Origin of the sequence: Leeuwenhoekiella sp. CH_XMU1409-2, from assembly GCF_037029365.1 — a bacterium.
In the GTDB taxonomy this organism is placed as follows: Bacteria; Bacteroidota; Bacteroidia; order Flavobacteriales; family Flavobacteriaceae; genus Leeuwenhoekiella; species Leeuwenhoekiella blandensis.
This window is the reverse complement of record NZ_JAYMEI010000003.1, coordinates 59,954-86,761: the sequence shown is the minus strand read 5'-3', so window position 1 is coordinate 86,761 and position 26,808 is coordinate 59,954. Positions and strand designations below refer to the sequence as shown.

22 protein-coding genes are annotated in these 26,808 nt (G+C 39.6%); all 22 read left to right on the top strand.

What is annotated here, in order from left to right:
* The first annotated feature begins 4 nt into the window (after positions 1-4).
* The 22 genes from WA338_RS03815 to WA338_RS03710 all read left to right on the top strand — a co-directional run bounded on the left by WA338_RS03815 (position 5) and on the right by WA338_RS03710 (position 26,805).
* On the top strand, positions 5-1,339 hold the full coding sequence (locus tag WA338_RS03815; protein ID WP_336092138.1) for a cytochrome P450: 1,335 nt from the start codon (positions 5-7) through the stop codon (positions 1,337-1,339).
* Positions 1,299-2,267 carry a tRNA epoxyqueuosine(34) reductase QueG gene (queG, locus tag WA338_RS03810; protein ID WP_394330431.1) on the top strand — a complete coding sequence of 323 codons (969 nt, stop codon included), beginning with the start codon at positions 1,299-1,301 and terminating at the stop codon, positions 2,265-2,267. The genes WA338_RS03815 and queG overlap by 41 nt, the downstream gene beginning before the upstream one ends.
* A gap of 94 nt (positions 2,268-2,361) precedes the next feature.
* Positions 2,362-3,840, top strand: a complete 1,479-nt coding sequence (locus tag WA338_RS03805; protein WP_009781618.1) for an MFS transporter — start codon at positions 2,362-2,364, stop codon at positions 3,838-3,840.
* 108 nt (positions 3,841-3,948) lie between these two features.
* Entirely contained in the window at positions 3,949-6,255 is a 2,307-nt protein-coding gene (locus tag WA338_RS03800; protein ID WP_272986368.1) for an NADP-dependent malic enzyme, read from the top strand.
* A 73-nt stretch (positions 6,256-6,328) separates the two neighbouring features.
* Positions 6,329-6,910, top strand: a complete 582-nt coding sequence (gene ruvA, locus WA338_RS03795; RefSeq protein WP_009781616.1) for a Holliday junction branch migration protein RuvA — start codon at positions 6,329-6,331, stop codon at positions 6,908-6,910.
* A 39-nt stretch (positions 6,911-6,949) separates the two neighbouring features.
* A complete protein-coding gene (sov, locus tag WA338_RS03790) occupies positions 6,950-14,227 on the top strand; it encodes a T9SS outer membrane translocon Sov/SprA (RefSeq protein ID WP_272986403.1) in 7,278 nt (2,425 codons plus the stop codon).
* Positions 14,228-14,239: 12 nt separating this feature from the next.
* On the top strand, positions 14,240-14,620 hold the full coding sequence (gene gcvH / locus WA338_RS03785) for a glycine cleavage system protein GcvH (RefSeq protein WP_009781614.1): 381 nt from the start codon (positions 14,240-14,242) through the stop codon (positions 14,618-14,620).
* A gap of 61 nt (positions 14,621-14,681) precedes the next feature.
* On the top strand, positions 14,682-14,999 hold the full coding sequence (locus WA338_RS03780; RefSeq protein ID WP_272986365.1) for a VanZ family protein: 318 nt from the start codon (positions 14,682-14,684) through the stop codon (positions 14,997-14,999).
* 57 nt (positions 15,000-15,056) lie between these two features.
* Positions 15,057-15,785, top strand: coding sequence for an energy transducer TonB (locus WA338_RS03775; protein WP_009781612.1), 729 nt, complete (start codon positions 15,057-15,059; stop codon positions 15,783-15,785).
* A gap of 112 nt (positions 15,786-15,897) precedes the next feature.
* Positions 15,898-16,671: an energy transducer TonB gene (locus WA338_RS03770; RefSeq protein WP_272986362.1), complete on the top strand. Its 774-nt coding sequence runs from the start codon at positions 15,898-15,900 to the stop codon at positions 16,669-16,671.
* Positions 16,672-16,793: 122 nt separating this feature from the next.
* A complete protein-coding gene (locus tag WA338_RS03765; RefSeq protein WP_272986360.1) occupies positions 16,794-18,902 on the top strand; it encodes a gliding motility protein RemB in 2,109 nt (702 codons plus the stop codon).
* Positions 18,903-18,912: 10 nt separating this feature from the next.
* Complete coding sequence (locus WA338_RS03760) at positions 18,913-19,314, top strand: Dabb family protein (RefSeq protein ID WP_272986358.1); 402 nt, start codon at positions 18,913-18,915, stop codon at positions 19,312-19,314.
* 126 nt (positions 19,315-19,440) lie between these two features.
* Positions 19,441-20,334, top strand: a complete 894-nt coding sequence (gene cyoE / locus WA338_RS03755) for a heme o synthase (protein ID WP_336092127.1) — start codon at positions 19,441-19,443, stop codon at positions 20,332-20,334.
* A 1-nt stretch (position 20,335) separates the two neighbouring features.
* Positions 20,336-20,929: a cytochrome c oxidase subunit 3 gene (locus WA338_RS03750; protein ID WP_272986356.1), complete on the top strand. Its 594-nt coding sequence runs from the start codon at positions 20,336-20,338 to the stop codon at positions 20,927-20,929.
* 130 nt (positions 20,930-21,059) lie between these two features.
* Positions 21,060-22,043, top strand: coding sequence for a cytochrome c oxidase subunit 3 (locus WA338_RS03745; protein ID WP_272986354.1), 984 nt, complete (start codon positions 21,060-21,062; stop codon positions 22,041-22,043).
* A 27-nt stretch (positions 22,044-22,070) separates the two neighbouring features.
* Complete coding sequence (locus WA338_RS03740; protein ID WP_009781605.1) at positions 22,071-22,430, top strand: cytochrome C oxidase subunit IV family protein; 360 nt, start codon at positions 22,071-22,073, stop codon at positions 22,428-22,430.
* Between the two features lie 121 nt (positions 22,431-22,551).
* Positions 22,552-23,184, top strand: coding sequence for a hypothetical protein (locus WA338_RS03735; RefSeq protein WP_272986352.1), 633 nt, complete (start codon positions 22,552-22,554; stop codon positions 23,182-23,184).
* Positions 23,185-23,189: 5 nt separating this feature from the next.
* Positions 23,190-23,939, top strand: coding sequence for an SCO family protein (locus WA338_RS03730; RefSeq protein WP_009781603.1), 750 nt, complete (start codon positions 23,190-23,192; stop codon positions 23,937-23,939).
* Positions 23,940-24,515, top strand: coding sequence for a DUF420 domain-containing protein (locus WA338_RS03725; RefSeq protein ID WP_009781602.1), 576 nt, complete (start codon positions 23,940-23,942; stop codon positions 24,513-24,515).
* A 10-nt stretch (positions 24,516-24,525) separates the two neighbouring features.
* Positions 24,526-24,753 (top strand): hypothetical protein, encoded by a 228-nt coding sequence (locus WA338_RS03720; RefSeq protein WP_040532972.1) that lies wholly within the window; start codon positions 24,526-24,528, stop codon positions 24,751-24,753.
* Positions 24,754-24,866: 113 nt separating this feature from the next.
* Complete coding sequence (locus WA338_RS03715) at positions 24,867-25,568, top strand: ABC transporter ATP-binding protein (RefSeq protein WP_009781600.1); 702 nt, start codon at positions 24,867-24,869, stop codon at positions 25,566-25,568.
* Positions 25,561-26,805 carry an ABC transporter permease gene (locus tag WA338_RS03710; RefSeq protein WP_009781599.1) on the top strand — a complete coding sequence of 415 codons (1,245 nt, stop codon included), beginning with the start codon at positions 25,561-25,563 and terminating at the stop codon, positions 26,803-26,805. Before WA338_RS03715 ends, WA338_RS03710 begins: the two co-directional genes overlap by 8 nt.
* Positions 26,806-26,808: the final 3 nt, after the last annotated feature.

Sequence of the window (26,808 nt, the reverse complement as noted above, 5' to 3'; positions counted from 1 at the left end):
TGATATGGGGAAGGCTTTTCCAAAAGTTTCCATTTTTCAATTTTTGAGATCGGCGTTGTCGATCTTAAAAAACCCGTTGCCCTTTCATCACCGAAATTTTGAATCTAAAGGCAATACGTTTCAGTTGAAAATAGGTTTTACCCGAAGCGTTCTCTTTTCTAGAGACGCACATTTTGCACAACACGCACTTCAGAAAAATCAAAAAAAGTATCAAAAGTCTCCCATTCAAACTCGTGATCTGGCCAAATATGTTGGTCAAGGTCTTTTAACAGCAAATGGCAAGCACTGGGCAAAACAGCGCAAACTCATTCAACCGGCATTTCACAAGAAAACCCTGCACGGGTTACTTCAGAAAGTTGATGAAGTCATTCAGGAGGAACTCACTAAAATTGAAACCGGTAAAGCCTTTGATATTTTTCCTATTTTCAATGATCTGGCTTTTAATACGGTCGTTCAGGCCTTATTCAGTAATGTGATTGATCAAAAGGCGATCAACAGACTACAGCATATTACAGAGAGCAATCAGCGTATGATGGTCAAAGAGTTGCGACAGCCTTACTTAAACTGGTGGTTTCATGTTTCTGGCGCTCTAAAAAGTGCCTTAAAGCAATCGCTTGAAGCACGGCAAATTCTAAGTAAACTTATAGATGATCGCATCGCTAGCGGTATTCGACACGATGATTTACTCGATATGTTGCTAGACGCGCGTTATGAGGACGACACGCCAATGAGTCGCGAACAACTTATTGATGAAATTCTAATCCTCTTTATCGCGGGGCATGAAACGACTTCGAATGCATTAACTTTTACCGCAGCCTTGTTGGCTCGAAATCCTGAAGTTCAGGATAAACTTTATGCCGAAAGCTTAGCAGCCGATAACGAAGTAGATCTTTTAGAAAAAATCAAAACGCTCAAGTATACCAATCAGGTGGTCAACGAGGCTATGCGTCTATATCCGCCGGCGTATTTTATCGATCGCATTAGCATTGAAAAAGATCAATTTGACGATTTTGAGATTGAAGCGGGAACCAATATTCTATTTTCCATTTTTGAAATTCACAGACATACCGATTTTTGGGAGCGACCTGAAGAATTTAATCCTGACCGTTTTGCTGATGACAGCTTAAAATATTCTCCGTATTACTATCCTTTTGGGGCAGGGCCGCGAATGTGTATTGGCAATAATTTTGCGATGTATGAGATGATTCTAACGGTGAGTCATTTGGTTAAAAAGTTTAAGATCAAAAAAGAAACCGCTCCTATTGCGATCAATCCGCTGATCACGCTTAAACCTAAAGATGTCTTGCTCACCTTTACACCAAGAGATTTTGAATACTAAAGCCAAATATACTTCGTGGATAAAGGACAAAGCCAAAGAACTGGGCTTTATGAGTTGTGGTATTTCAAAAGCAGGTTTTCTCGAGCAAGAAGCGCCGCGACTTGAAGATTGGCTCAATAAAAATCGAAATGGTGAAATGCATTATATGGAAAACCATTTTGATAAACGCTTAGATCCAACCTTGCTGGTTCCCGGAGCAAAAAGCGTGGTTTCGTTACTGCTGAATTATTATCCTGAAGAAAGACAGCGAGACGATTCCTATAAGATTTCGAAGTATGCATACGGTACCGATTATCATTTTGTAATTAAAGATAAACTGAAGGGATTTCTCGAAGCGATCAGGGAACATATTGGCGAGGTAGATGGAAGAGCTTTTGTAGATTCGGCTCCTGTTTTAGATAAAGCTTGGGCGGCAAAAAGCGGTCTGGGATGGATAGGGAAGAATAGTAATTTACTCACCAAGCAAGTAGGTTCTTTTTATTTTATTGCTGAATTGATCATCGATCTTGAGCTGGAATACGACACTCCGGTTACCGATCATTGCGGTTCGTGTACGGCGTGTATCGATGCGTGTCCTACACAGGCAATCGTTGATCCTTATGTGGTAGACGGTAGCAAATGCATCAGTTATTTTACGATCGAATTGAAAAATGAGATTCCTGATTATGCTCAAGATAAAATGGATGATTGGATGTTTGGTTGTGATGTATGCCAGGATGTATGCCCGTGGAATCGCTTCTCAAAACCACATAACGAACCTTTATTCAACCCAAAACCGAAGCTACTGGAATACTCTAAACAAGAGTGGAAAGAGCTCACGCAGGAAGTTTTTTCTGAAATCTTCAAAAAATCTCCTGTAAAGCGCACAAAATTTAGCGGATTAAAACGAAATATCGATTTTCTAGAGAATGCTGCAGACGCTGACTGATTCTACTTTTATATTTTAAAAACTGAGATATTTTTGCTTTTTATGTCATAATATTATTAATTGCTAACCGAAAACGTTTGAAATTTAAAATATTATGAATAAGGTGCTGAGTATGCTGAAAAAGCCAAATCTTTCTTTTTGGCAAATATGGAATATGAATGTTGGATTCTTCGGTATTCAATTCAGTTTTGGGCTGCAGCAAACAGCGATCAATCCTATTTTTTCTTTTTTAGGCGCAGACCACGCCGATTTGCCAATTCTTAATCTTGCCGGGCCGGTAACCGGACTTTTAATTCAGCCCATAATTGGTGCGATTTCAGATAAAACATGGTTGCCAAAATGGGGCGGCCGTAGAAAACCGTTTTTTCTCATAGGTGCAATTTTAGGAAGTTTATGCCTTTTTGCATTTCCGTATAGTCCAGAGTTGTGGTTCGCAGTTGGTTTGTTATGGATACTTGATGTAGCAAACAATACAGCCATGGAGCCCTACCGTGCGTTTGTAGGAGATAAACTCAATGATGATCAATTGACGTTTGGCTATCAAATGCAAAGCTTGTTTGTAGGAGCCGGGATTACGATTGCTAACTTTTCTCTTTTCCTCTTTCAAGACTGGTTCGGGACTTCGGCAGAGCAGAGTGCCGCGTTATGTTCTACAGCAACCGAGACCGTTTCTAATATTCCAACGTGGGTGTATTATTCGTTTTTCCTTGGGGCAATTGCTTCGGTAGTAACTATTTCTTGGTCGGTTTGGAAAACTCCTGAAATTCCTCCGTCAGACGAGGCTTTGGCAATTCTAAAAAAGGAAAAACAGGAATCCACCTTTCTTCAGCGAATTCAAGAGCCATTTGCAGAAATTATAGTTGCAATCGGTAATATGCCTAAGATGCTTAAAAAATTAGCAGCGGTTTATTTCTTTCAATGGTATGCGTTATTTGTGTATTGGCAGTTTATCACGCCTATGTTGCGCAATAGTATTTACGGGTTGACCAATGAAGATAATCAACGCTTTGAAGCGATTATGGAGGCATGTAAATCTGGCGGAACCGTTGGGACGGGAGACACTGCATTTGCTCAAAATTTTCAAATGATTTCTGAACAGGCTTTAGCACAAACAGGTTTGATGAACGGGACCTACAATTTTGTAACGATGATCGTTGCTCTGGCATTGGTTCCTTTTGCTAAGAAATACGGTTCCCGCAATGTTTATGTATTGAGTTTGGTTTTTACAGGAATTGCATTGTTAAGCATGCCTTTCATAAAAAATGAATATGCGCTGCTTATTCCTATGGTATTGTTCGGTATTGGCTGGGCGGCGATGATGGGGATTCCGTATGCGATGGTTTCTAAAGTTATTCCAGAGCAAAAACGCGGCGTCTATATGGGAATTGTAAATATGATGATCGTGATTCCTATGTTGATACAAACGGTAACATTTGGACCTATTATCAAAAATCTACTCGACGATAATGCGGTAAATGCAATTCTTTTTGGTGGCGTGTTTTTTATTATCGCGGCAGTATTGGCCTTGCGTTTAAAAAAGAGTTATTCTTCAGATGAAATTAATATGTCTTAACCGTTAGGAGGTAATTCAGTATTAAAAATTGATAAAAGGAAACCTTCAGATTTCTTAGGGTGATTCAATAATAGGCTTACTTTTGTACTACTAGCAAACAATAGAATTATGAGCAAAGAAAGTAAGCGCCGTGAGGCTTTAGTTTATCATGCAAAACCAAAACCGGGTAAGATCGCGGTTGTACCTACCAAGAAATATTCGTCTCAACGCGACCTTTCCTTGGCGTATTCACCGGGAGTTGCAGAGCCTTGTCTGGAGATTGAAAAGGATAAAGAAAATGCTTATAAATACACAGCTAAAGGAAATTTAGTTGCTGTAATTTCTAACGGAACAGCAGTTCTTGGACTTGGCGATATTGGTCCCGAAGCTTCAAAGCCGGTGATGGAAGGTAAAGGGCTTCTGTTTAAAATTTTTGCAGGAATAGACGTTTTTGATATTGAAGTAGATACCAAAGATGTAGATGCTTTTATCGAAACAGTAAAGAATATTGCGCCAACTTTTGGAGGAATCAACCTCGAAGATATCAAAGCTCCTGAAGCTTTTGAGATTGAACGACGTTTAAAAGAAGAACTCGATATTCCTGTGATGCACGATGATCAACACGGGACAGCGATCATTTCTGCAGCTGCGTTGCTCAATGCTGTGGAGTTGACAGATAGAAAGATGGAAGACATTCGCATCGTAGTAAGTGGTGCGGGTGCTGCGGCGGTTTCTTGTACCCGACTTTATAAGGCGTTTGGGGCAAAGGCCGAAAATATTGTAATGCTTGACAGTAAAGGAGTGATACGTAGTGATCGTGAGAATCTTTCTGCAGAAAAAGCCGAGTTTGCATCAGATCGTAAAATTGATACGCTGGATGAAGCAATGGTTGATGCCGATGTGTTTATCGGTTTATCTATTGCAGATATTGTATCTCCCGAGATGTTAAAATCAATGGCGCCTAATGCGATCGTCTTTGCAATGGCAAATCCAAATCCGGAGATCGATTATAATCTCGCGATGGATACGCGTGATGATATCATTATGGCTACGGGACGATCAGATCATCCTAATCAAGTAAATAATGTGCTTGGCTTTCCTTTCATTTTTAGAGGTGCGCTAGACGTGCGGGCAACAAAAATTAATGAGGAAATGAAAATGGCTGCGGTAAAAGCCTTGGCCGAACTCGCTAAAGAATCGGTGCCGGAGCAAGTGAATATTGCCTATGGTGAAACCCGACTCAACTTTGGTAGCGAGTATATTATTCCAAAACCTTTTGATCCTAGATTGATTGCAAAAGTGCCGCCTGCGGTTGCAAAAGCAGCGATGGATAGCGGTGTAGCACGAGAGCCGATCACCGATTGGGTCAAGTATGAAGACGAGTTGCACGAGCGTATGGGCTCAGACAATAAAATTGTGCGCCTTATACTCAACCGTGCGAAAACTGAGCCAAAGCGTATTGTTTATGCTGAAGCAGATCAGCTTGACGTTTTAAAAGCTGCGCAAATCATTCACGACGAAGGTATAGGTATGCCGGTATTGTTAGGAAATCGTGACACCATAATTGAACTTATGGAAGAGCTTGATTTTGATGCTGATGTACAAATTATAGATCCCAAAACACCCGAAGAAAAACCGAAACTTAACGAGTATGCTCAGATTTACTGGCAGGAGCGCAAACGTAAAGGCGTAACACTTTATGACGCGCAGCGTTTGTTGAGACAGCGTAATTATTATGCGTCAATGATGGTGAAGCAGGGCGATGTTGATGCGATGATCACAGGATATAGCAGCAGTTATCCTTCAGCGGTAAAACCTGTACTTGAAGTTATTGGTTCGGCGCCTAATGTTCAGAAAGTAGCTGCGGCCAACTTGATGAATACCAGTCGCGGACCTTTATTCTTAGCAGATACTTCGATCAATATTGAACCTACAGCAAAAGAATTGGCAAAAATCGCATTGATGACAGCGCGTACAGTACGCCTTTTTGGTATGGAACCGGTAATTGCGATGATCTCGTATTCTAACTTCGGTTCTTCAAAAAATCCGCAAGCAGATAAAGTGCGTGAAGCCGTTTCGTATTTACATAAGTATTATCCTGATCTTGCTGTAGATGGGGAAGTTCAGGCAGATTTTGCACTTAACGCAGATATGCTAAAGAGTAAATTTCCATTCTCGAAACTCGCGGGGAAAAAGGTTAATACCTTTGTATTCTCTAATATCGATTCGGCAAACATCATGTATAAAATGGTGAAGGAGTTGAATAATGCAGACAATATTGGTCCTATAATGATGGGGATGAATAAACCGGTTCACGTTTTGCAACTGGGAGCTAGTGTTGATGAGATCGTAAATATGTCTGCAGTTGCAGTGATCGATGCACAGCAAAAAGGTAAGAAGTTGCAGGAAGAGCTTTTAGGTCAAAACAAAGCATAATGCCTTAAATAAATAGGCCTTAGGTGTGCTGATTAATTTTAGTACATTTGAGGCCTTAACGTTTTATTAGTACATGATTACGTTTTTAAGAGGGAAGTTAATTGAGAAAAATCACACAGATGTCGTCATTGAATGTCATGGTGTGGGTTACTTTGTGAATATTTCATTACATACATTTTCACTTTTGCCCGAAGGCGAAAGCATTATGTTGTATACCTATTTGCATATTAAAGAAGATGCGCATACGCTTTACGGTTTTGCTCATAAGTCAGAACGAGAGATTTTTAAACTTCTAATATCTGTAAGTGGGGTTGGGACAAGTATTGCGCGTACGATGCTTTCTTCTCTTGAACCTAGTCAGGTTAAGCAGGCCATTGCTACCGGTGATGTTAAAACCATTCAAGGAGTAAAAGGCATTGGAGCCAAAACTGCACAGCGCGTAATTTTAGACTTAAAAGATAAAATTCTTAAAGTTTATGATATTAATGAAGTTTCGCCAATTGCAGACAATACCAATAAGGAAGAAGCGTTATCTGCATTAGAGACTTTGGGCTTTGCGCGGAAGCAGGCAGAAAAAGTATGTACAACTATTGTGCGTGACGAACCGCAAGCTTCGGTCGAGACGATCATTAAATTGGCACTAAAAAAATTGTAATAGACATTGGGTACAAAACTACGCTGGTTTTCCTTACAAATGCTATTGATATCAGGAACGCTGTTGTGTTCTATACCCGTGTTTGCCCAAGAAGAAGAGGAACAAGACTCTACTGAAGCCGGTGTAAGCCTAGGGAAATTAAGCTTAAAGAATCCCAATTCTATCATTTCAAAATATACTTATGATCCACTTACCGATAAGTATATCTACTCTGAAACTTTAGGAGCATATAACATCAATTACCCGAGAATTCTCACGCCAGACGAATTCAAAGAATTGGTGAAAAAAGAGCGCATGCGGGCTTATTTTCAAGAGAAAATTGCCGCTGTAGACGGGCGCACCGAAGAAGGTAAAGAAAATCAAAACAGTCTATTGCCTAACTTTTATGTAGACTCTGATTTTTTTGAATCTATTTTTGGCGGAAATACTATTGAATTCACACCGCAAGGTTCGGTAGAAATGGATATTGGAGGATTGTTTACCAAACAAGATAACCCGAGTTTCTCTCCACGTAACCGAAGCAATTTCAGTTTTGATTTTGATCAGCGTATCAGTTTAAGTTTGCTAGGTAAAGTGGGGACACGACTGCAGGTGAATGCTGTTTATGATACCGAGTCTACCTTTAATTTTCAGAATCAAATAAAGTTAGAGTACACGCCTAACGAAGATGATATCATTCAGAAAATAGAGGTGGGTAATGTGAGTATGCCGCTCAATAGTGCGCTCATTCAAGGTTCACAAAGTTTATTTGGGGTAAAAACCCAACTTCAGTTTGGAAAGACGACGATCACCGGTGTGTTTTCTGAACAACAATCACAAACCAACCAAGTGGTTGCGCAAGGTGACGGGACCATTCAGGATTTTGACATTTTTGCCTTAGAATACGATGAGAATCGCCATTACTTTTTGGCACAGTACTTTAGAGATAATTATGACCGGGCGCTGGCAAATTATCCTTTTATCAATTCAAATGTTCAAATAACGCGTATTGAAGTTTGGGTGACCAACCGTACACAGCGGTTTGAGAATACTAGAAATATTGTCGCAATTCAAGATGTTGGGGAATCAGATCCTTCAAAAATAGGGTTGCCTAACCTTCCCGGCGGATTTATAAATCTGCCGGCAGGAGCATACCCGAGAAACTCCAGTAATGATTTTAACCCTTTCGGAATCAACGGTACCGCACCTTCTGTGCTTACTTCGGCGATACGTGATGCGGCAACCGTTCAAGAAGGGTTTGGTGGCGTGCAAGTTGCTGACGGTTCAGATTATGTTTCGCTTGAAAATGCACGTAAACTTACCGCTTCAGAATATACCTTGAATACACAATTGGGATATATCTCATTAAATCAGCGCTTGAACAATGATGAAGTATTGGGTGTGGCATTTCAATATACGGTCAACGGCGAAGTGTATCAGGTAGGGGAGTTTGCAAATGATGGAGTAGATGCCACTAGCGGAGCTTATGCCGATACCGATGGTGATGGTGTGCCAGATATTGTTGACGTAGATCCTGATGGAGATGGTGTAAATGATAATGGTCAGGATACCGATGGAGATCAGATCGCCGATGCTGCTGATCCCGATCAAACCAACGGGAGAGATGTAAATAATGATGGTATTCTAGATAGCTTTATTACTCCGGGACAAGGTGGAACTTCGCAAGCTCTGGTGGTAAAATTGCTTAAAAGTAATATCACAGATGTTCAGGAACCGGTTTGGGATTTGATGATGAAAAATATCTACGGTTTAGGCGTTGGACAATTAGAGCCTGATGGTTTTAGAATGAATATCGTTTACAACTCGCCTTCACCTATTAACTACATCACAGCAGCAGCCGGCGGGCCGGCATTACCAGATGATGTGGCAAACACTCCATTATTGAATGTGTTCAATTTAGACCGACTCACACAATATGGTGATCCACAGGTGGGAGGTGATGGATTTTTTGACTTTCAAGAAGGGATTACGGTAAACGTGCGTAACGGAAGTATCATTTTTACTTCGGTTGAGCCTTTTGGAGAATATTTATTTAACAAGCTTCGGGCGAGCAACGGAGAGCAGTATGGAGAGGCTGATACCTATAATGCCAACCAGGCAAAATATGTATACAGCTCACTGTATAATTCAACCAAAACTGTCGCGCGGGATAATGCCGATAAAAATGTATTTCAATTACAGGGTACTTTTAAATCTACGCAAGAAGAAGGAATCCCAATAGGCGGTTTCAATATTCCACAAGGGTCTGTGACGGTTACTGCAGGCGGTCGTGTGTTGCAAGAAGGTTTGGACTATTCTGTAGATTATCGACGAGGTCGTGTGATTATTCTAGATCAGGCGCTCAAAGGTTCAGGAGTTCCTATTCAGGTTTCTACCGAAAATAATGCGCTTTTTGGTCAACAAACTAAACGCTTTACAGGTTTAAATGTGGAGCATCAATTCAACGAGAATTTTGTGGTGGGGGGAACTTTGCTCAATCTCAATGAGCGACCGCTTACGCAAAAAGCCACCTATAGCTTTGAACCTATCAACAATACTATTTTTGGTCTTAATGCTAATTTTTCAACAGAAGTTCCCTTTTTAACGCGTCTGGTCAACAAGCTTCCAAACATTGATACCGATGTACCTTCTACGGTTTCTTTGCGTGGTGAAGTTGCTTATTTAATTCCGGGACAACCTAAAGCTACCGATTTTGGCGGGGAAGCAGCCTCTTACATTGATGACTTTGAAGGAACTCAAACTTCGCTTGATATCAGTTCGCCCTTGCAATGGTTTTTGTCTTCGGCGCCTATTGATTTTGGAGGAGAATTGATGAATGGCGATTTAAGAACAGGCTACAAAAGGGCAAAGTTGGCTTGGTATACGATAGATCCTATTTTTTACACAAGTCAACGTCCTGATGGAATAACAGACGCCGATGTTTCAACCTATGCTACGCGTAGGGTTTTTAGGGATGAGATTTTTCCGGAGCAAGATATTATTGCCGGTACCACGCAGGCGTTGTTTACCTTAGATCTGGCCTACTATCCGGGAGAGCGTGGTCCTTATAATTTTAGTCAGGATGCTCAGGATGGTGTTTTGGAAAATCCCACAGAGAATTTTGGAGGAATCATGCGCCAATTTGCTTCTACAGATTTTGAACAGCAAAATGTAGAGTTCATTGAGTTCTGGGTAATGGATCCATTTATTTATGCTGAAAATGCAACCAATCCCGGAGGCCGACTTACACTAAACTTGGGTAACATTTCTGAAGACGTACTCAAAGACGGAAGAAAACAATATGAAAATGGTTTGCCGCAAGACGGTTCGGCAAGCAATACGGTAGAGACTGCCTGGGGAAAAGTGCCCAACAATCAAGCTTTGATCTATGCTTTTGATACCGAAGGAGAGCAGCGTACCAATCAAGATGTAGGTTATGATGGTTTAAGTGATGCGCAGGAAGCAGAAAATTATCCGGAGTTTGCAGGTCTGGAAGATCCTTCAGGAGATAATTATCAATATTTTGTTTCAGCGACCGGTTCGGTTTTAAATCGATATAAAAATTATAACGGTCTTGAGGGGAACTCGCCCGTTGATGTATCGCAAACAGACCGCGGGTCTACAACGGTTCCTGATGTTGAAGATTTCAACAGAGATTTTACAATGAATACCGTTGATAGTTATTATGAGTATCAACTTGATATTACACCTCAAAGCCTGGATATCTCAAACGAGTTTATCGTTGATCAACGCGATATAGAAGTGACTCTTCAAAACGGAAATACGATGCCGGTAACTTGGTATCAATTTAAAATCCCGATCAGTGAACCTACCGGAAGCAAAGGTGGAATAAACGATTTTAGGTCTATTCGCTTTATGCGCATGTTTATGAGTGGATGGCAAGATCCTACAGTATTGCGCTTTGGAGCTTTTGATCTGGTGCGTGGTGATTACCGTCGTTACTTATACACTTTAGATCCTGATGAGTCAGACCCTTCAACCGAAAATACACGCTTTGAGGTGACTTCAGTAAATATTGAAGAAAACAACAACCGTAACCCAATACCTTATGTGTTGCCTCCCGGAGTTTATCGGGAAGAACTTATCAATAACAATAACAACATCCGCCAGAATGAACAGTCCTTATCTTTAACGGTTTGTGATCTGGAGACTCAGGATAGCCGTGCTGTTTACAAGAACTTCAGGTTAGATATGCGACAGTACGAGAATCTGGAAATGTTTGTGCATCTGGAGTCGCTTATTAATGAAATTCAGGTAGTAGAGAATGAAGTGGTCGCGATCATCAGGATGGGTACCGATTTGACCTCAAATTTCTATCAGATTGAATTACCACTGAGCCCAACGGCTTTTGGTACCAGTAGCCCAGATTTGATTTGGCCGGAAGTGAATCGATTAAAATTGCCGCTTGAGGTTTTACAAACCGTTAAGGCAACCTTCTTCAATGGAGATTATAACACGCTTGCAGATCAAATCACTTATTTTGATGAAGAAGGTAATCCTATTGTAGACCCTGCGAGTACGCCTTATGAAACCGGAAAAGTTAGGGTAGGTATTCAAGGGAATCCTAGTTTTGGAGACGTACGTGTGTTGATGCTTGGTCTTAAAAATGGAAATGACGAAGGTCGCGGTACGGTGTGTGCCGAAGCTTGGTTTAATGAGTTGCGTTTATCTGGACTGCAAAATGAAGGCGGTTGGGCAGGTATTGTAAATATGGATGCCAATCTCGCTGATTTCGCAACCTTTTCAGGAACGGCAAGACAGTCTACTACCGGTTTTGGTAGTATTGATGCGGGACCCAATCAACGTGCGCGTGAAGATGTGAAGTCGTACGATGTGGTTACTAACGTTAATTTGGGGCAGCTGTTGCCGCAAAAATGGGGGGTAAAAGTGCCTTTCAATTATGCTAAAGGCGTGCAAACCATAACGCCGCAATATGACCCGCTATATACCGATCTCGAACTAGATGATAGACTTGCAGCGGCATCTTCTGAAGCAGAACGTGAGCGAATCAAGGAGATCGCTATTGAGCGCACCAAGCGAGAGAGTATCAATTTTATTGGAGTGCGTAAAGAGCGTACAGGAGATAAAAAGCCAATGCCGTGGGATGTTGAAAATTTTACTTTTGCCTATAGTCATAATCAAGAAGAACACAAGGACTTTGAGATTGAAGAATCTGTTGATCAAAATGTGCGCGCCGGAGCGACGTATACGATGGCCTTTCAGCCAAAACCGGTAGAACCTTTTAAGAAGAATGATTCACTTTTTACCAGTAAGTATTGGAAGTTGCTGAAAGATTTCAACTTTAATTATTTGCCGGCTAGCGTTAATATTTCTTCTAATATTACAAGACAATTCAGTAGACAGCGTTTTAGAGATGTTCTTGCCACTGAAAATTCTATTCCTATCCCAGAATATTTACAGCGTAATTATCAGTTTGATAGAACTTTTACAATTAATTATCCGGTAACCAAATCTCTGCGTATCAATTTGGATCAATACCAAAACCGAGTGGTACGTAATTATTTAAATCCTGATAACTCGCTAGATGAAAATGCTGGAGGTGTTTATTCTCAGTTTTTTGATGTAGGTACACCAGATCGGCATAATCAAACCATGCAGCTCAATTATGAATTGCCGATAAATAAACTTCCGTACCTGGATTTTATCAAATCGACTTATTCATATAGTGCAGACTTTCAGTGGACACGGGGTTCTTATCAATTGCAAACTTTAGAAGGAATTCCTGATTTGGGGAATTCGGTTCAAAATGCAAATAATCATGCATTGCAAACGACTTTAGACATGAAGACGCTTTATGATGCTCTAGGATTGTCAAAGAAAACCGCCGGACCTTCTTCTAGATCAGACCGAAGTAGAGCCGTACCTACTTTGGGAACACCAACGCAGCCCAGACAGCCACAAGAAGAAAATAAATTGAGTGCGGGAGACAAAGCAACCAATACCTTAATAGGTCTTGCTACCGGAATTAAGCGAATACAAGTTAATTATGAGCAAAACAACGGGACGTATCTTCCCGGGTATTTACCGGGAGTAGGCTTTTTAGGAACCGTACGTCCAACGACTGGTTTTGTTTTTGGTAGTCAGGCAGAAGTTAGAGATTATGCTGCGCGTCAAGGTTGGCTTACTTTGTATCAAGAATATAATGAGCAATACAGCGAAGTAGAAAATCGAAATCTAGACATACAGGCACAAACCAGTTTTCTTGAAGATCTTACGATCGATATTAACATGAATCGTATCTATCAAGAAACTTATAATGAGAATTATCGAGTAGACCCAACGACGCTCGAGTACAACAGTCTTACGGGGAATACGCTAGGTAATTACAGTATTTCGACTTTGATGATCGGGACCGCTTTTAACTCGAGTTCGTTAGAATCATCAGCAAACTTCAATAGATTCCGGTCTAATCGTCTTGTGATTGCAGAACGTCTTGCAGCAGATTTTTATGGTAATGATCAATATCCTCGAGATCAGAACGGATATCCTGTAGGCTTTGGCCGCACGAGTCAGCGTGTATTATTGCCGGCATTTCTAGCAGCGTATACGCCGGGCAATGCTTCAGATGTATCGCTGGGAGCTTTTAGAAGTTTTCCGCTTCCTAACTGGAATTTAAAATATACCGGTTTGATGAAAATCGATTGGTTTAAAAAGCGCTTTAAGCGTTTTTCTATCAATCACGGCTATCAAGCAGGCTATACGATAAATCAATTCCGAACCAATTTGAATTATGATACAGATTTGAATAATGATCCCAGTGATGCACAGACCAATCAGGCAGGAGACTTTATGAATTCGATGTTGTACTCCAATATCAACCTGACGGAATTGTTTTCACCTTTAATTCGTTTGGATTTTGAGATGAATAATTCGGTTAAAATTTTAGCAGAATTAAGAAAAGATCGCACCCTTTCATTGAGTTTTGACAACAACCTGCTCACAGAAATTCACGGAAACGAATATATAATAGGGCTGGGATATCGACTAAAAGATATTAGATTTGCTACCAGAATAGGAGGAAGGCAAACCGTTTTAAAAAGTGATTTAAACTTTAGAGCAGATTTGTCGTTGCGACAGAATGAGACGATCGTACGTTATTTGGATTTAGAAAACAGTCAAATCACTGCCGGACAAGATATTTATGGGTTGACTTTTAAAGCAGATTATGCGTTGAGTAAAAACCTGACGGCGATATTTTATTACGATCACGCGTTTGCGACCTATGCGATTTCAACAGCATATCCGCAAACCACCATACGTTCAGGAATAACATTAAGATATAATTTCGGAAATTAATTAACACTAACTATGAGTTTACCAGCTGATTTAAAATATACAAAAGACCACGAGTGGGTGCGTATAGAAGGAGATATCGCTACTGTGGGCATTACTGATTTTGCTCAGGGAGAATTAGGAGATATCGTTTATGTAGAAGTAGAAACCGAAGGAGAAACCTTAGATAAAGAAGAGGTTTTTGGAACGGTAGAAGCCGTTAAAACGGTTTCAGACTTGTTTTTGCCGCTTACCGGTGAGATCATTGAGTTTAACGCAGACTTAGAATCTGAGCCTGAAGCTGTAAATGAAGATCCTTACGGTAAAGGTTGGATGATCAAAATAAAATTTAGCGACGAGAGTGAGCTCGATACGTTGCTTGATGTAGCAGCTTATCAAGAAATCATAGGTGGTTAATCTGCTTAAAATAGCAGTCTACCTTTATACGGCATTCATTGCAAGCATTTGTTTAATGCCTATGCCGCATATTAGCGATGCGCCAGAAGATAGCGATAAGATCGTTCATCTTTTGGCGTATGCTGTTTTTGTAAGTTTGTGGTTTCTGTTTTTTTATGTTTTAAAGCAGAAAAAGGACAATTTTTCAAGAGCATTAATAAAATCTTGTAGCCTTGCATTGATTTATGGTATAATTATTGAGATTTTACAAGGTGAGTTAACAACCTCTAGGTCAGCAGATTTTAAAGATGTTTTGGCAAATTCAGTTGGGATTTTAATAGGAATACTGATAGTTTTTCTAGCAAAACCTCAACTTAATGCGCTAAAATCAAAACTTTAATTTCGAGTTGATACTATTTTTAATTAAATTAGCAATCCTTAATAACTAAAGATTCACATGGAACCTAAGAAAAATCCTAAAGCAGATCTAAGTAAAAGAAGTGTACTCTTCTTTCAGTTAGGTCTTATTCTGATACTCGGGCTGAGTTACATGGCTATCGAGTGGAAGACGTATGAGAAAAAGGCCATTGATATCGGACAATTACAGATGGACGATATGATTGAAGAAGATGTGCCGATTACTGAGTTAAACACGCCACCACCACCGCCACCTCCTCCACCGCCACCACCAGCACCGGAAATTATCGAGGTTGTTGAGGACGATAAAGAAATCGAAGAAACCGTAATCGAGTCTACTGAAACCAGTCAGGAAGAAGAGATCGTTGAGGTTGAAGAGGTTACTTTTGCAGAAGAAGAAGTGATCGAAGATGTACCGTTTGCTGTTATCGAAAACGTACCGGTTTATCCTGGTTGCGAAGGCGAGAAAGGAAACGATGCTAAGAAAAAATGTATGTCTGAAAAGATTAGTCAGTTTGTAAACCGTAAGTTTAATACTGAATTAGGTAGTGAACTTGGTTTATCTGGTATTAATCGTATCTATGTACGTTTTAAAATTGATCAAAAAGGTAACATTGTAGATATAGGTTCTCGTGGGCCACACCCGCGTTTAGAGCAAGAAGCTGCACGTGTAATTAAACTATTGCCTCAAATGACTCCTGGTATGCAGCGAGGAAAGGCAGTAGGGGTATTATACTCACTTCCTATTGTGTTCCAGGTTCAGGATTAATTCTTGAATACATATAAAATTTAAAATCCCGTCCACAAATGTGCGACGGGATTTTTTTGTGGCAAGCTTATTGTTAAAGTTTTAAAGAATAGTAATCATTAAAACTTTTCTTATGAAAAATTCACAAGAACGCGCTGCAGTCGCTCGGCAAAGCGATGCGCGCACAACAAGCAAGCACGACGTAAATTTAAGTAAAAACAACGTCGTTTATTTTCAAATAGGGCTTATTGTAGCTCTTATTCTGGCTATTGTAGTCATCGAAATCAAATCACCTGCTACGGTTTATGAACCAGAAGTTCTTCCAGATGTTGCGGTCCTCACGATGGATGAGTGGAATGAACCCATCAGACGTGAGGAGGTAAAGCCTAAACCGCCAAAACCTATCGAATCTTTTGATGTTTCGCCGGTGATTGATGAAAATGTGCCTGAGCCCATTGATGATTTAATTTTTGAGGAGCCTGAACCGGTAACAGAGGCAGTACCTGGTTTAGAAGATTTAAAAGATATTCCCGATGAAGAACCGGAGTCTGTACCTTTTATTGCGGTAGAGACTGTTCCTATTTATCCCGGATGTGAAGGTTTAAAAACCAATGCAGAGCGCAAAGCCTGCATGCAGGAAAAACTCAATGCGTTTATCGGTCGAAATTTTGATACGACCTTAGGGGAAGAATATGGTTTATCAGGAGTAAATAGGGTAGACGTGCAATTTACTATTGATGAATATGGTGAAATTATAAACCTTAAAACGCGCGCGCCGCATCCGGCTTTAGAAAAAGAAGCTAAACGCGTTATGAATAAACTTCCCGTGATGGAGCCCGGTAAACAGCGTAACAGAAATGTGCGTGTTATTTATTCTCAACCCATTCGGTTTAAAGTTCAAAATTAACATGATATAAGAATACGTATCGAGAAGCTCGCCTGAAAAGGCGGGCTTTTTTTGTTGAATTACGAGTGCTGGGCTTGTTTTTAAAAAGTGCTATCTTTCCGCAACCTAAATCTTCTAAATTCATGTCTATAAAAAAGACGATAAGCATTATTCTTTTCTTTTTGGTTATAGCTTCGGTAAGAGCACAATTAATCAATGGTAATTTTGAAAAATATCCTGTTTTTGATTCTTGCGAGCAGGTGAGCGACGCTGCTTTAAAAGAGTGCTTTAATCAAACTTTAATATCAAAAATTAAAGCCGATTTTGTCATTCCGCAGGATATCATTGATTCCAGTTATTCCGGTGATATGGTGGTTTTGTTTGAGGTGACCCGAGAAGGTGAATTTAAAATAATTAATGTCACGGCAGTTTCTGAAGCTTTGCGAGAAGCGCTTATGCGCGTTTTTGAGAAGTTGCCTAAGATCAAACCTGCGACATATAATGGTAGGCCTACGTATATGCAATTCAGTATGCCTATACCGGTGCCCGAAGGGTTTCAGTCTGAATCTAGTAATGAAGAGGATAATGTGTCTTACGGAGCAACTCCGGTTGAAGATCTAGAGTCGGAATATGATGCGATCAAGACTTTTCCATTTAAAAACAGAGAGTACGACTCTCAATTGTATGTGCCTTTTTCACATCAAACCTATAGCAGATTTGATCAGGAGATGAATGCGGTAGGAACAAATGCGCACACGAGTAGTAAGCCCTTCCTTTATACAGAGGTAAATAATTATTATGATTTTAAGCAAAAGCGTGAAACGCTTTATAAGGATAAATCATCTTGGTTCGGGCGTAAGCTTTGGAATGAACATATGGTGACTTTGCAAGGTGATGACTATTGGTTTACGCTGGATCCTGCTGCAGATTTGCAGTTGGGTTTTGAAACTGCAGATAATGAAGATCAAAGTTTTACCTACAACAATACGCGGGCGGTAATTTTTCAAGGAGGTTTAGGAAGTAAACTTAATTTTTACACCGTTTTTTATGAAAGCCAGGGAAGTTTTGCCGGGTATTACAATCGATTAGCACGCTCGATCGCGCCAGATGGCGGAAATCCTGCTATTGTACCGGGAAGAGGTATTGCGGCAGAGGCTGCTGATGGGAATTTTGATTATCCGGTAGCTGAAGCTTATTTGTCTTACTCGCCTAGCAAGTATTTCAATTTTCAATTTGGTCACGGGAAAAACTTTATAGGTGATGGCTATCGCTCGTTGTTGTTGAGTGATAATGCGAGTCCGTATCCATTTTTTAAAATGAGTACGAAGTTTTGGAAGTTTAAATACACCAATACGTGGATGTCTTTAAGAGATGTTCGATCGGATGTCACCGAGAATGGTTCTTTTAGAACTAAATTCATGGCAAATCATTATTTGAGTTTTAATGCTACCAAACGATTGAATTTGGGGTTTTTTGAAAATGTGATCTGGACCAATGATAATGACCGAGGCTTTGACTTAAATTATTTAAATCCTATAATTTTTTATCGGGCAATCGAATTTTCAACCGGTTCTCGTGGCGGAAATGCGCTTATCGGCTTGAGTGCAAAATATAAGTTTAGCGACCGTTTTAATGCTTATGCTCAAGTGATCATCGATGAATTTTCAACCGGAGCGGTTTTTAGTTCAAACAAAAGTTTTCAGAATAAACAAGGAGTGCAGTTAGGTGTCAAGTATTACGATGCTTTCAATATTGAGAATTTGCAACTTCAGCTGGAGTATAATCAAGTGCGTCCTTATGTATATAGTAATAATGAGATTGTGTTGAATTATGGTCACAACAATCAGTCTATGGCGCATTTGTGGGGTGCTAACTTTAGAGAGTTTATTGCGATCGCCAGATATCAAAATGACCGCTGGTATGGTATGGCAAAAGCAATTTATGGCAAGCGTGGTTTTGAACTGGGAAATATAGATGATGTTTATTATGGTGGAAGTATTTATGGGAATGATGAAAATATCCCAAGTGAATTTGGTATTGAGATCGGTCAGGGAAATACGGCAAACACCTTAATCGGGAATGTTGAATTAGGTTACATTGTTAATCCTTCTACAAACTTTAAATTATATACCAATGTCTTATATCGCAATCATGCTATAGACCAATTTGATCTGGTGAACTTTGAAGAAAGCACGGTTTGGCTGAATTTTGGTATTAGAACCGATATCTTTAATTGGTATTACGATTATTAAAATTTTAAAGATGAAAACAACACTGCTAGGGCTGGTTGTGCTTTTTTGTGTAACGGCTGTATCTTGTAAAAATGAAACTTCAACTATGAAAGAATTTGATCCAAATTTTGCACATGTCGTTTACTTTTGGTTAAAGAATCCCGATAGGCAAGAAGATCGTAAGGCTTTTGAAGCTTCGTTAAAAAAGTTTTTAAGTACCAGTGAATATGCGCAAACGCAATTTATCGGCCAGCCGGCCAATACGCCGCGTGATGTTGTAGACAACAGTTGGACGTATTCTATTATTTTGACTTTTCCTTCTAAAGGAATTCAGAATAAGTATCAACAAGAGCCCGTGCATCTAAAATTTATTGAAGAATCTGAACATTTATGGGAGCGCGTTCAGGTTTATGATGCAGTAGGTCTGGAGTAAATCAATGCTTTTACGGCTGAAGATTTGAGGATTTAAAGCACTTATATTAAGTTGTGATTTGGTTGTGTAGAAGTACTTCGTGCAGTATCTTTGCACGACTTTTTAAAGCCCTTGAATAACACACTTTTGAGCCTCGTAGAAACCCATAAATCGCCATCATCACTCTGGATCGATTTCAAAGAAATCACAAAGATGCGTCTTGCTATCAGTGTGGTTTTTTCGAGTATGGCAGGATATCTTCTAGGCGCTTATACATTTGACTGGTTAACGATTCTTTTATTGGCTGTAGGTGGTTATCTTATGGTTGGCGCTTCTAACGCGTATAATCAAATCATCGAGAAAGATCTTGATGCCTTGATGGATCGAACCAAAAATCGTCCGGTTCCTTCGGGTAGAATGAGCGTGCGCACAGCTTTTATAATAGCTTGTGTGTTTACCGTTTTAGGACTCATTACACTTTACTACATCAACCCCATTACTGCAGTTTTTGGTGGTATTTCTATCTTTCTTTACGTGTGTGTTTATACACCCTTAAAGACCAAAACACCGCTTTCAGTTTTTGTAGGAGCTTTTCCGGGTGCTATTCCGTTTATGATGGGGTGGGTGGCAGCAACAGGAGATTTTGGTATTGAAGCAGGAACGCTATTTATGCTTCAGTTCTTTTGGCAATTCCCACACTTTTGGGCCATTGGTTGGTTTCTTTATGACGATTATAAAAAAGGTGGTTTCTTTATGTTACCTACCGGAAAACGTGATCGTGGGACCGCAGTACAGGTGATTTTGTACACCATTTGGACCGTTTTGGTTTCTTTGATTCCTGTTTTTGGAGTCACCGGAAGATTATATCTAACGCCTATTTCTGCAGTTTTGGTGGGAATATTAGGACTGCTTTTACTTTATTATGCAATTCGGCTTTTTAAATATAAAAATAATGTTACTGCAAAGCGTTTGATGCTTTCTAGCGTAAGTTATATTACCTTGATTCAGATCATTTACGTAGCAGATAAATTTTTGAGATAAGATGGATTATACTTCACAATCTGAACAAGTCAAAATAGCACGTTCAAAAAAAATGATGCTTTGGTTTGGGATCATTAGTCTCTCGATGATGTTTGCCGGTTTGACCAGTGCTTACATTGTGAGTAGTGAGCGTCGCGACTGGTTACGCGATTTTGAATTGCCTCAGGCTTTTTACATCAGCACCTTTGTCATTGTTTTGAGCAGTTTGTCTATGCTTGTGTCTAAACAAGCCGTGAAATCTGGGAAAAAGAGTTTGGCTACCCTGTCGTTGCTTGTCACCCTGGCACTAGGAGTTGCTTTTGTGGTGTTCCAATTTGTAGGTTTTGATCAAATTATCGCTAACGGATACTTTTTTACAGGGAGTGAAAGTACCGTAACCACGTCGTTTATTTATGCTTTTGTGATAAGTCATATTGTACACGTAGCTGCCGGTTTAATCGTGCTTCTGGTGGTGATCGTCCAGCAATTAAGAGGTAAATACACTAAAGATCAAATGCTTGGTTTGTCTTTAGGAGCAACGTTTTGGCATTTTGTAGACATCCTTTGGGTGTATCTGTTTTTGTTTTTTCTATTTGCAGATGATTTGATTCATTAACAAAGACAGCCTATAATACTAACGATTCTTTAAAATTCTTTTTTTTGAATGGTTATAAATACCGATTATTGCTTTGAAAAGCATTTTTAAAATAACTATTTTTGCAACGCTTATAAACCGATATTAAAATATGGACGCTACTGCTGTTAAAACAGGCACCGAAGGCAAAATTTGGGGAGGCGGAGACTCTCAGCCATTAAAAGCGAGCTATGGAAAGATGATGATGTGGTTTTTCATCCTTTCTGATGCCCTTACCTTTTCTGGATTTCTTGCTGCTTATGGATTTTCTCGATTTAAATTTATTAACCAGTGGCCCATTGCCGATGAAGTGTTTACACACTTTCCGTTTTTGCACGGGGTAGATGCACCAATGTACTATGTGGCATTGATGACGTTTATTCTGATTTTTTCTTCGGTAACCATGGTACTTGCGGTAGATGCAGGACACCAGATGAAGAAGAATAAAGTAATATGGTATATGTTCTTTACCATCTTAGGAGGATTTGTCTTTGTAGGTTCTCAGGCTTGGGAATGGGCAAATTTCATTTCTGGTGAGTATGGTGCTATAGAAACTAAAGGAGGTAAAATTCTTCAAGTAGTAAATGCTGAAGGTGAGCAGGTAGCTTTAGAAAGTTTTGCGGTAGAATTACCAAGCGATAGAACACAGCTAACCAAGAGTGAAGCTTTGTGGTATGAGTCTGAAAGTTCAATGCCAGATTTTGAACTTGCAGAAGTTGTTGAAGGCTTTAAAGCAAATCCAGATCTTTTGGTGCGTACGCAAATGTTAAACGAAGCTGGAGAAAAGACTATTTTGTCTCGTGAGGCATCTTTAGCAAAATTAGAGAATGATGCTATGGGCGTTGTTCAAGGAGCAAACTTGGTGCATAACGAATATGGACCTCCACTTTTTGCTGATTTCTTTTTCTTTATTACAGGTTTCCATGGTTTCCACGTATTTTCTGGGGTAATAATTAACATTATTATCTTTATCAATGTGATCCTGGGAACTTATGAGCGTAGAGGAAGCTACGAGATGGTTGAGAAAGTTGGTCTTTACTGGCACTTTGTAGATTTAGTTTGGGTATTTGTATTTACATTCTTCTACCTAGTTTAATTAATACGAGATTTTAAAAACATTATAATGGCACACGACGCATCAAATCACGGTTCAGCCACAAAAAGAATTTGGACAGTTTTTGCAATCCTATCGGTTGTGACAATTGTAGAAGTAATACTAGGTATTATACGACCAGAATTCCTTGTTGAGACGCATCTTTTAAGAATGCACTTACTTAACTGGATCTTTATCATTCTTACATTATACAAAGCATATTATATTACTTGGGCGTTCATGCACATGGAGCACGAGACTAAAGGACTTCGTCGTTCAATTGTTTGGACCGGAATTTTCTTAGTATGCTATTTGATTTTTATACTTCTTACAGAAGGTGATTACATCTTTGATGTTTATCGAGATGGTTACATCAGCTGGGATTTTTAAGAAGATCAAAACATAAAAAAAAGAGACGGCAATCGCCGTCTTTTTTTATGCCTTGTTTTATGGAAAGCTCCCTGTGATGTACCTTTGCAATCGCTGTTTAAAATAGCTTAATAAGGTTGAGATGAAGAAGTTTATTGTTCTAGGTGTTTTGTTTATTCTACCCATTGTAGCCTACCTTTTCTTTGCTTCTGGTGTGCACAATTTTGCCAAATTACCAGTTATTGAGGAAGAGATTCCAGAGTTAAAGCTTCAGCAAGATGTGAGGTTAGAAAATAAAATCACGGTACTCGGTTTTTTAGGCAATACCATCGAGCGAGACGGCGGTGATCTTTTCAATCTGAACCAAAAAATATTTAAGTCATTTTCTGGTTTTGATGATTTTCAATTTGTGTATTTAGTGCCAGAAAGTATCGATCAGGATGCTTTAGAAAAAGTAACCTATGAGTTAAGCCAACTAGTAGACTTATCTAACTGGTATTTTATACAAACCGCTCAGACCAATATCAACACGGTTTTTAATTCTTTAAACACGCCTTATTCCCTTCAAGAGGATGGAGGCTCCCCCTATATTTTTATCATTGATAAAGACCGAAAGCTGCGCGGGAGAGATGATGATGAAGATTACGGTGTACTTTACGGATATGATAGCTCTGATATTGCTGAATTGGCCGATAAAATGAAAGATGACGTTAAAATTGTTTTGGCTGAATATCGCTTGGCTTTAAAAAAGAATAATGCAGATCGCAAAAAGTAAATGCAATGAATAGAAAGAAAACATATATTGGTGTTGCCGTGATAGTCCTCATTTTTGGAATCATTGTGATCCCAAAAATTATAGATCGCGTGATGGGTGGCAAGGTGCTCGACAATGACCGACTTAATGTTGTGCAGCTCGATACTCAAGAAGATGATGGCGAGTTGTCTTATATCAATGTCAATGGCGCTGATCGAAAAGTGCCACATTTTGAGTTTATAGATCAAAACAGAGATACTATAACCGAAGATACCTACAAAGGAAAAGTCTTTCTTGTAGAGTTTTTTTTCACTCGATGTCCTACTATTTGCATCCCGATGAACAAAAATCTCGTACATATACAAAACACATTTAAAGACAATCCAAATTTTGGTATCGCGAGCTTTAGTATAGATCCGGAGCATGACACTCCAGAAGTTTTAAAAGAATATACCCAGAGTTACGGTATTACTGATCCTGACTGGCATTTAATGACCGGAGCACGAGAAGAAATCTATGAGTTGGCTAATGTGGGTTTCAATCTTTTGGCTCAGGAGAACCCTAATATTGAAGGAAATTTTCAGCATTCAGGATTATTTGCTTTGGTAGATCAAAATGGATTCATTCGCTCGCGAAAAGATGATTTTGGAAATCCTTTGATCTATTATCGTGGGTTTATTCCGCAAGGAGCGCCGGAAGTTGAAGGAGAAGAAACCTCACAAATAGATATTTTGATGGAAGACATAAACAAGTTGCTTAATAAGAATAAGAAATAAATGGAGAATCTAGCTCAAAAAGAAAAGGTTTATAATCGTTGGATTATCGCGTTGTCGATCGCTATTCCGGTTGCGGTTGCGTTTTTATTTACGATACGCATTCCAGATGTTCCTCGATTAGGATTCTTACCTCCAACCTATGCTGCCATCAATGCGATCACCGCGGTGCTGCTTTTTACCGCTGTTATTCAAGTGAAAAAGGGAAACCGAAAACTGCATGAGAAACTCATAAAAGTATGTATTGTACTTTCAGTGATTTTCTTGGTATTGTATGTTTTGTATCACGCGACTTCAGATTCAACCAAGTTTGGTGATGCTAATTTAGACGGGGTGGTTTCAGATGCTGAAAGTGCAGCTGTGGGTGTTTTTAAATATATCTACTATTTTATTCTGATCTCTCATATTTTGCTTTCCATTGGAGTGATTCCGTTTGTGTTGGTGACCTACGTAAGAGCTATGCTGGGTAAATATGCGATGCACCGAAAAATTGCGCGTATTACCTTTCCAATTTGGTTATATGTCGCTGTGACTGGTGTAATCGTTTATTTCATGATTTTCCCATACTATCCGGCCTAAATTCTAAATTATGAAACGTTTTTTGTTATCGTTAGTGTTCCTTTTTATATCCCTTTCTGCAAGTGCGCAATGTGCAATGTGTAGAGCTGTTTTAGAAAGTGAAACAGATAATAGCATGGCAGAAGGCGTGAATAATGGGATTATTTATTTGGCTGCCATTCCCTACTTATTAATGGGTGGATTGATCTGGTTTATTTACAAAAGTCGCAAGAAAGCTAAAAGAACCTCTCAAGATTAAGTTGTGGGATTTTCTTCAGCTTTAGTGTAACATTTTTTGCTTTATCGGGTCTATTAAACAGATGAACGTTAAAATTTTAAACTTTCATCAGTACTTTAAACCATCATCTGTTTATGATCACCATCAAAGATTTGCACAAATCTTATACTATGGGAACAAATTCACTTCATGTTCTCAAGGGTATTAATTTTTCAGTTCAAGAAGGAGAACTTGTATCTATAATGGGTTCGTCTGGTTCGGGAAAGTCAACACTGCTCAATATTTTGGGTATGCTGGATGAAGCAGATCAGGGCTCCTATACATTAGATGGCGTGCCAATAAAAAATCTCAATGAGAAAATTGCAGCCCAATACCGCAATAAATTTTTGGGATTTATCTTTCAGTCCTTCAATCTTATCAATTATAAAAGCGCGCTGGATAATGTGGGGATGCCACTTTATTATCAAGGGATGAAGCGTAAAGAACGCACAGATAAAGCCATGGCTTACTTAGAAAAAGTGGGCCTTGCAAACTGGGCACATCATATGCCTAATGAACTTTCCGGAGGGCAAAAGCAACGTGTAGCTATCGCCAGAGCCTTGGCCAGTGATCCAAAAGTGCTTTTGGCTGATGAGCCAACCGGTGCATTAGACACAAAGACGAGTTATGAGGTTATGGATTTGATTCAAGGAATTAATGACGAAGGGAAAACGATCCTTATCGTAACACACGAAGACGATATCGCACATATGACTAAACGTATTGTGAATCTCAAAGATGGGTTGATCATAGACGATGCACCGGTAAATCAAGTTAGAGCAGCGAGTCATGTTTAGTTTAGAACGCTGGCAAGAAATATTAGAGACTATCTCTAAAAATAAACTCCGTACTTTTTTAACGGGCCTATCTGTAGCTTCAGGAATATTTATTCTGGTTATTCTTTTGGGTTTTGGACAAGGAATGCAGAACGGAATAAGTGCAGAATTTCAAAGAGATGCTGCCAATCGTATTTCAGTGTATAGCGGGGTGACCTCTATGGGCTACAAAGGACTGAATCCGGGGCGATTTATTGAAATGACCAACGATGATTACAATTATCTGGTTTCTAAATATGAAGATGATATCGAATTTAAATCTTCAATTTATCGTGTGTGGAGTGGTACTTTAAATTACGGCGATGAGAGTGGAAGCTACCGCGTTGAAGGTGTATACCCGGACTATCAATTTCTAGAAAACGAAGATCTTGTTGCTGGCCGTTACATCAATTATGATGATCAAAAGTTAAAGTCAAAGATCATGATCATAGGTAATAAGGTGAAGCAAGATCTTTTTGGAAGTAAAGAAGCTGTAGGAGAATATGTTCAAATCAACGGAATCAACTTTAAAGTCGTGGGGGTGTATTCTGATCCGGGAGGAGAGCGCGAAGAGACGCGTGTATTTGTGCCGCTTTCAACATCACAACGAGTGTTTGGTGGATCAGATAAGGTGCGTAACCTAGGATTTACCTTAAAACCGCAGGAGAATTTTCAAGATGCTTTAGCACAGTCGCTTCAGTTTTCAGCAGAAATTGAAGAGTTTTTAAAAGAACGTCATTTGGTAGCGCCAGAAGATACGAGCGCGATCAATGTAAATAACACGCTAGAGAATGCTAAGCGATTTTATGACCTGATAGGTATGATCAAAACCTTTTTCTGGGTCGTGGGTATTTGTACCATTATCGCCGGGGTGGTCGGCGTGAGTAATATTATGCTCATCATTGTGAAAGAACGCACAAAAGAAATAGGAATACGCAAAGCCTTAGGTGCGCAGCCATTATCGATCATAGGGATGATCCTACACGAATCTATTTTTGTAACTGCCATTGCTGGCTTTACAGGATTGATTTTAAGTATGGCGCTACTTGAAGTGCTGGGCCCCAATATGCAAATGGATTATATCAAAAATCCATCGGTGAATTTTAATGTGGCCATAACTACTGTTTTTATTTTGGTACTTGCCGGGGCCTTAGCGGGATTTGTTCCTGCCTGGCGCGCAGCACGTATTAAACCCATAACCGCACTTCGCGAAGAATAACAC